The sequence below is a fragment of the Pseudomonas citrullilanati genome (assembly GCF_030580855.1).
Classification (GTDB): domain Bacteria; phylum Pseudomonadota; class Gammaproteobacteria; order Pseudomonadales; family Pseudomonadaceae; genus Aquipseudomonas; species Aquipseudomonas citrulli.
This window is the reverse complement of record NZ_JAUQOP010000078.1, coordinates 1-6856: the sequence shown is the minus strand read 5'-3', so window position 1 is coordinate 6856 and position 6856 is coordinate 1. Positions and strand designations below refer to the sequence as shown.

4 protein-coding genes and 1 pseudogene are annotated in these 6856 nt (G+C 53.9%); 2 read left to right on the top strand and 3 right to left on the bottom strand.

Annotated features, from left to right (window positions below):
• The 3 genes and pseudogenes from Q6A48_RS25660 to Q6A48_RS25650 all read right to left on the bottom strand — a co-directional run.
• Positions 1 to 1858, bottom strand: a pseudogene (locus Q6A48_RS25660) (hypothetical protein); the annotation flags it as partial.
• A 71-nt stretch (positions 1859 to 1929) separates the two neighbouring features.
• Positions 1930 to 4320 carry a hypothetical protein gene (locus tag Q6A48_RS25655; protein ID WP_304557273.1) on the bottom strand — a complete coding sequence of 797 codons (2391 nt, stop codon included), beginning with the start codon at positions 4318 to 4320 and terminating at the stop codon, positions 1930 to 1932.
• Between the two features lie 48 nt (positions 4321 to 4368).
• Positions 4369 to 5862: a hypothetical protein gene (locus tag Q6A48_RS25650; RefSeq protein WP_304557271.1), complete on the bottom strand. Its 1494-nt coding sequence runs from the start codon at positions 5860 to 5862 to the stop codon at positions 4369 to 4371.
• 171 nt (positions 5863 to 6033) lie between these two features.
• On the opposite strand from Q6A48_RS25650, the gene Q6A48_RS25645 reads away from it, so the two are divergent.
• On the top strand, positions 6034 to 6645 hold the full coding sequence (locus Q6A48_RS25645) for a hypothetical protein (RefSeq protein WP_304557269.1): 612 nt from the start codon (positions 6034 to 6036) through the stop codon (positions 6643 to 6645).
• A gap of 24 nt (positions 6646 to 6669) precedes the next feature.
• The coding region (locus tag Q6A48_RS25640; protein WP_304557267.1) for a hypothetical protein at positions 6670 to 6856 on the top strand (187 nt) is incomplete at its 3' end.

Below are 6856 nucleotides of genomic sequence, written 5' to 3'. Positions count from 1 at the left end.
ACACGTCATGGGCCAGGGAATCGCCGGCCGTGGCAATCATGATCAGCGGGTTGATCGCCAGGCTCCGGCTCGTGATGCCGACCAGCGCCGAGCTGGTGTGGGTGCCGTCGGTGGCGGTGACCACCACCCGGATCGAACTGCGTGGCATCTCGGCGGCGGTGGGTGGGGTATAGAGACCCGTAGCCGTGATACTTCCCTTGGGCACGGTTTCGCCGAGGATATTGCGCACCGACCAGGTCAGGTCATTGCGGCGCGGCTCGGTTTGGAACTGCCATGGAAGGGTATGGGGGATGATCGGTTCCAGATCAGTGATGGTGAAGGCGGTATGTGTTGGGCCGACGTGGCCGAACAAGGCCCAGTCCCTAGGTGTATGAACACTTTCGAGATTTATCGCCTGTCCACCGCGAAACAATAGGCTATTAAGAGTGAATAGATTGATCACCGGAAATTGATTAATGAATCGACTGAAGGCACTTTCAACGACCAAGGAAAACTTATCTTTGTAAGCCTCCACCAGCAACTCATAGTCCTCTTCGGCTCTTAAAGCGGCCAGACTATCCGAAAGTATCACGCTAAAATTTTCCGCCGTCCGTGGCTGTGCATTAAGAACCAAATTTCCGTTTTCAATAATCACGAGTTCAAAATTCAGATTGGCCTTATAAATGAAAGTAGCAGAGCCTGGGATATTAACCTTCGTGCCTCGATACGTTTCAAGAATAACCGACTCTTGCTGTTGCATACCCGCTACAGCCAGACCACAATATGTAAATTTTGATCCAGATAGCTCATAGCCGGGCAGCACGAATGAGAAGTATGACGGTATCGTATCGCCTAGCAGCTCATAAAATTTCAGTTCAAAATCTGCAACTACGATATCGAACAACGGAGTACTTACCCGTCCCCACCACTCCTTCAAACCTCCTTTCATCCCACGAATTCCGTAAAAAACATCATTTTGCACTATTTCACTGTACTCAAACTCAACCGGCAATTGGTTCATTGCTCTGAACCCATTAACCATAATTTCATCTTTGATAATACTGTGCGCAAGCAACACCGTAGCCGAATAGCCATCTGGCAATAGATACTTCAGGTCATCATTATCGGTAGGGGGAATTCCATTGTTCGCGCCCTCCATGGCGACAAACACCAATACTGCGCCCTCGCCCTCGTCTTCATTGGCCATCAACCGGGCACCGGCGCCCTGTTTGTTGTGAGTGCGAATAATGAATTTCGAAGGTTTCAAAAACTGATTCGGCTTGAAACCCAACTCATTCAGCACGAACGTTCTCTGCGCTTGCGGCAACCCCCTGAAGCGTGTTTGAAAACGCTCTCCCGCCACCCTTTGCAAGTGATCAGACGGCATATCAATCAACCGATAATTTCGTCCCTCGGAAATGTCCAGCTCCACCCGCCCCGCCGAGGTGACCGAGCCTTCACTTGCTATAAGATTGATATCAAACGTCAATCCCGGACCATCCAGCACGTTCTTCTCGGCAATCCGGGTCAGCGACCATTGCTGGGCGCCGACTTGCTTGGTGAAAGACAGGTGGGTACCACCCACTTCCTTCATCGTTAATTTCGCCGCAGAGGTCTGCAAGTTAGACCCTTTGAAAGAAAGTCGCGGCGCGTCCATTTGATAGTTATGCAGATAATCCTTTTGCGTGGGCGTGGTATTGTCGCGAATTTCTTCGGTAATGGGTTGCATATAATCGCTGGTGGCGAACCGGGTAATGTACTCTTGCGCCAGCACCTTATTGGTCTCACTGCGCCCATAGGCCAGGATCGCCCCCCAGCGCAACGTCCGGGGTTCCGCTTCGAGCCAGTCCAACAGCGTATCTACAGAATTGGTTTCCATGACAGCAATCCTTTGGTTGAGAATGGACTCACCTTTTGAATCCTGATTCTCACGGTTTAGGGGGCAAGCACTTATTGGCCATCGGCACGGAACATCCGGATCGTTTCGGGCATGTTGAACAAGGGCAACGGCAAGACGATATAACCGTCTTCCGACGCCCCTCCCGGCCTTGCGGGAGGCGCCAGGACCGTGATGACCAGAAACTTGTCCGGCCCGGCAGGGTTCAACGTCAGCAAACCGCTGACGGCATCGATCTGCGCCGAGCCGCCGCCCAGCAATACCTGCCATTGCTCGTTCCAATCACCCGGGTTGATCGGGCCGTCCTCCGCCATGATCGACAACTGGAGCTGGTTCTCCGGCAAGTTGGCCGTTTCGTTGATCGCCACCTCTATCACTGGCGCTCGATGCAGCACCAGCGCGCTCGTTGTCTCGCTCAACCCGGTCCGGGGGTTGGTCACCACGATCGTATCGACGGTGGGCGGTGACTTGGCGATCGGTGGCCCCGGCACATAACTGTGGTCCTTGCCGTCGGCTGGGTTCGGCCTCACCACAGCGCCTGAGCCAGGGTCCTGGATAGACCAGGTCAACGCCCCGCCGTCTACGGCGCCGGCCGACACGTCATGGGCCAGGGAATCGCCGGCCGTGGCAATCATGATCAGCGGGTTGATCGCCAGGCTCCGGCTCGTGATGCCGACCAGCGCCGAGCTGGTGTGGGTGCCGTCGGTGGCGGTGACCACCACTCGGATGGAACTGCGTGGCATCTCGGCGGCGGTGGGTGGGGTGTAGAGACCCGTGGCCGTGATACTTCCCTTGGGCACGGTTTCGCCGAGGATATTGCGCACCGACCAGGTCAGGTCATTGCGGCGCGGTTCGGTTTGGAACTGCCATGGAAGGGTATGGGGGATGATCGGTTCCAGATCAGTGATGGTGAAGGCGGTGAGTGTTGGGCCGACGTGGCCAAATGCTGCCAGGTCACCTGGAAAATAAACACTGTCGAACCTTACTGAGTCCCTGCCGCGGAACAATAGACTGTTAAGGGTAAAAACGTTAATTTCCGGCGCAGGGGTGAGAAAATATTGAACGCCTGAACTGAGCAGGCTCACCAACTTCTCTTCCAACTTTGCTTTTACTTGTGGAAAGACTTGCACCACTCGCGGTTGGTCCTGGAAGGTTCCTATGCTGCCCGTAACCTTGATCTGCCCCGGTTGCTCGATGAGTTCGAACACAATCGTCCCAGAAGCGGGGTCAGACCTGAATTGAAATCTCCACACGCACTCCCATTCAGAGCCCAAGTAACGCACTATGGCAAATTCGCTCTTTTTATACCGAACATCACAAAATTGCATTCTCTGCGAATTCCATTCCAGAACCACTCCGCGTGATAAACGTCGAACGCGAAAGGTCGCCACATCTCCCGAACCCTCAGGTTCATGAAAATTGGCATTCAGCGATCTTGAGGTAACAGCAAAATGGTTATCTCCCTCATTAGCAGGGTCTGCATAAAGGGCACTGATTCCGGCAAATCTTCCTCCATAACCGGTCATCTCAGTAAAACCACCGACAACCTCAAATACCGCTCGAAACTCCTCATCCAAATTATTTGTTCGTCTAATTCCTTCCGCAAATATATTTCTTACCAACATATCATTGGACAACAACACTGTAGCCGAATAGCCATCTGGCAATAGATACTTCAGGTCAGCATTATCGGTAGGAGGAATTCCATTGTTCGCGCCCTCCATGGCGACAAACACCAATACCGCGCCCTCGCCCTCGTCTTCATTGGCCATCAGCCGGGCACCGGCTCCCTGCTTATTGTGGGTACGAATTACAAACTTCGCAGGTTTCAAAAACTGATCCGGTTGGAAGCTCAACTCGTTCAACACGAACGTTCTTTGCGCTTGCGGCAACCCCCTGAAGCGTGTTTGAAAACGCTCTCCCGCCACCCTTTGCAAGTGATCAGACGGCATATCAATCAACCGATAATTGCGTCCCTCGGAAATGTCCAGCTCCACCCGCCCCGCCGAGGTGACCGAGCCTTCACTTGCTATAAGATTGATATCAAACGTCAATCCCGGGCCATCCAGCACGTTCTTCTCGGCAATCCGGGTCAGCGACCATTGCTGGGCGCCGACTTGCTTGGTGAAAGACAAGTGGGTACCACCCACTTCCTTCATCGTTAATTTCGCCGCAGAGGTCTGCAAGTTAGACCCTTTGAAAGAAAGTCGCGGCGCGTCCATTTGATAGTTATGCAGATAATCCTTTTGCGTGGGCGTGGTATTGTCGCGAATCTCTTCGGTAATGGGTTGCATATAATCGCTGGTGGCGAACCGGGTAATGTACTCTTGCGCCAGCACCTTATTGGTCTCACTGCGCCCATAGGCCAGGATCGCCCCCCAGCGCAACGTCCGGGGTTCCGCTTCGAGCCAGTCCAACAGCGCATCTACAGAATTGGTTTCCATGCTAGAAGTCCCTCGACTGAGAAGTGGCCCAACGCTGTTGAACCCGCTTTATCTGACCAGCGTCACCATGACGTCCCTAAAAGGTGTAAACGTTTCACCGCCATCAAAACTGACGCGTGCCGTCAGTGAAAACTCTTCACCGTTCTGGAGACTTTCCAAAAACTCTCTTTTGGGCAGTTTCGCCGTAATCTTTTTGTTTCTGAATTCGGCTTCTGTCACTGGCCGGGCATTACGAACCGGATACGAAAGATGGGCCGCGGTGGCTTCCATCGTGAGCAGTTGCCCTTGCGCCATGAACGGCCAGGCATCGAAACCCGGGGATTCGATAACCAGATCCGCGCCACTAAACGGCACCTCGGACAGATGCATCCGACCGCCCGTGATGTGTTCAGAGGTTGTAGCGGGGTAGCGTGTCGCGGGCAACGGCGTGACAAGCAGGTTGAAGTGGACCGAGGGCTCACCCTCCACACTGTAGAACACGGGAAAATAGCGCCCCTGAGCGAGCGTCGACATGTTGGCGGCGATGGCGGTCGCAGGAATGTGGAAACGCCTGCCCGAAACGGGAACCGTTGCGATGTGGCGCCCACCGTTTGGATGTCCTTGCCAATGCACTTCCACGTTGCCCGTTCCGATTTCCGCCGTATCGGGCACATTGACGTAGGCCCCATTGGTCGTCGCCGCCCAGGTGCCATGGTTATCCGCACCCGGGGTAACGTCTTCGATAATCGGCGGCGGCAGATGCAGCGGTTTGCTGATCTCCAGCAGCAACGGTTCTGCCGACCGGGCAACACCGGCTCGGGCATATTGATAAAGCACTTTTACCTGGGCGTTGCTGTTGACTGTCAGCCAGTGCGGCTCGATGTAAAACTCGAAGAGACCGCTGTCCACTGTCGAACGGTCGACCCGCAGCGCCTTGGTGACACTCTTGGCCTTCTCGCTACCGGTCCAATACAACAGCACCCAATCGTTTTCCTGGATATCCAGGTAAAGCGGTTTGACCTGCAAGGTCAGGCCATCCGGGTAGTGACCTGGATTGATCGGGCCCGCGGTATGGCCCTTGACCGAGAGAGAGGGCAACAAAGCGGAGCCGGGGTCGACGATGTCTATCCGCTGCTGCTCGGATTCGCTGGGCTGTGAGGGCTGTTCCGCATACTCAACCCGATAGCTGATATCGGCATGCTCACCCTCGATACTTCGAATCTCGATATAGGGGACGGTGAACGTCAAGGGCTGTTGCAAGTGTTCAGCCCTGATTTGCTTGGATTCCTGGTACACAGGTTCTGGCACGCCCTGAAAGTAGCCTTGCCAACTGAAGATGACCTCATCCCCGACACGCATGGCCTGGTAGGGCGGCACCACAGCGCTGGCGCCCGCCGCCGTGACATCGGAGATTTTTACCGACCGCTCGTGAGATTCCTTTATGTGCGGGACGGGCAGCTTGCCGACGACCTCGCGGAACGCGCCAGGCGCCTGCGGCACTTTATCATCCGAATCAACCGGTTGCCGGGCCGGGGTCTCGGGATGAGGATTCAAGTCCACCATCGGGTTATTCCTTGATTACGCAAATTCAAGAGAACATCAACGATGACACTGTAGGTTTCGTGAGAGAACGCTGTCTACTAACAGAACTGTTAGGTTTCAACGGATCGTTTCGGTGATAGCGTTGTGGCTAGTTTCCCCACATCAGCCACCCCACCATATGGGACAGTAATCATGAACCCCATCAAGGCGATCTTTTTTAGCTTATTGTTGACCGGCAACCTTATATATTCAATTAATGCCTTTTCGCAGAGCAGTACCGTTATAACCAACGACGAAAGTAACGTGACCGAAACGGCTAACCTGCCGCAAGACAGGACCCTCGCCGCCGCCCAACCTGAACAAAGCAAGACAACCGGCACCTTGATTCTCAGGGATCATGAAAATGGAATTTGCAGACTGTTTTTGCCAGGGCCGGGGACGACGGACTACATCTACAACTTCAACACATCTGCCCCACCGTGTCAGAGCTGGAATGACAGAACTCGCTCAATCCAATTGGCCGAAGTACCTTCAGCCACCACCATTCTATTGAGCGACCAGAACAACTGTGATCAGTCCAACTTTGATAATTCCTGGGTATTAATGAGAACAACGAAGAAGCAAACCAACTCAACCATTATAGAAACCGAATACCTTATGGCTTACCAAAAAAAGCAGATCATTGAACCAGGATTACAAATGATTGATTCCCGACTGAAAGCGGCTAATTTCAGGGACAAAATATCCTGCATCAAAGTCACCACATCCGCCCAGCCTCCCGCCCCCTCAGCGACCACCCCTTGATTCTTAATTCATGAGGAACGAACCATGACCACTTCCAGTGCCGTGCATTCCCAAGCGTTCGGTTTCATGAGCTTCGTACAAAGTGGCGTCGACCCCCGCACCGGCCAATACACCGTGTCCATCGATTTGCCCGAGGTGCAGAGCAACTGGCTGTGCGGCCCGGCGTTCCCTTTGAACCTGACCTTCAATCCGATCAATACCGTGGACTCCG

Coding starts and splice junctions, on each gene's coding strand:
- Q6A48_RS25655 (WP_304557273.1), bottom strand. CDS start 4,320: ATGGAAACCAATTCTGTAGATGCGCTGTTGGACTGGCTCGAAGCGGAA.
- Q6A48_RS25650 (WP_304557271.1), bottom strand. CDS start 5,862: ATGGTGGACTTGAATCCTCATCCCGAGACCCCGGCCCGGCAACCGGTT.
- Q6A48_RS25645 (WP_304557269.1), top strand. CDS start 6,034: ATGAACCCCATCAAGGCGATCTTTTTTAGCTTATTGTTGACCGGCAAC.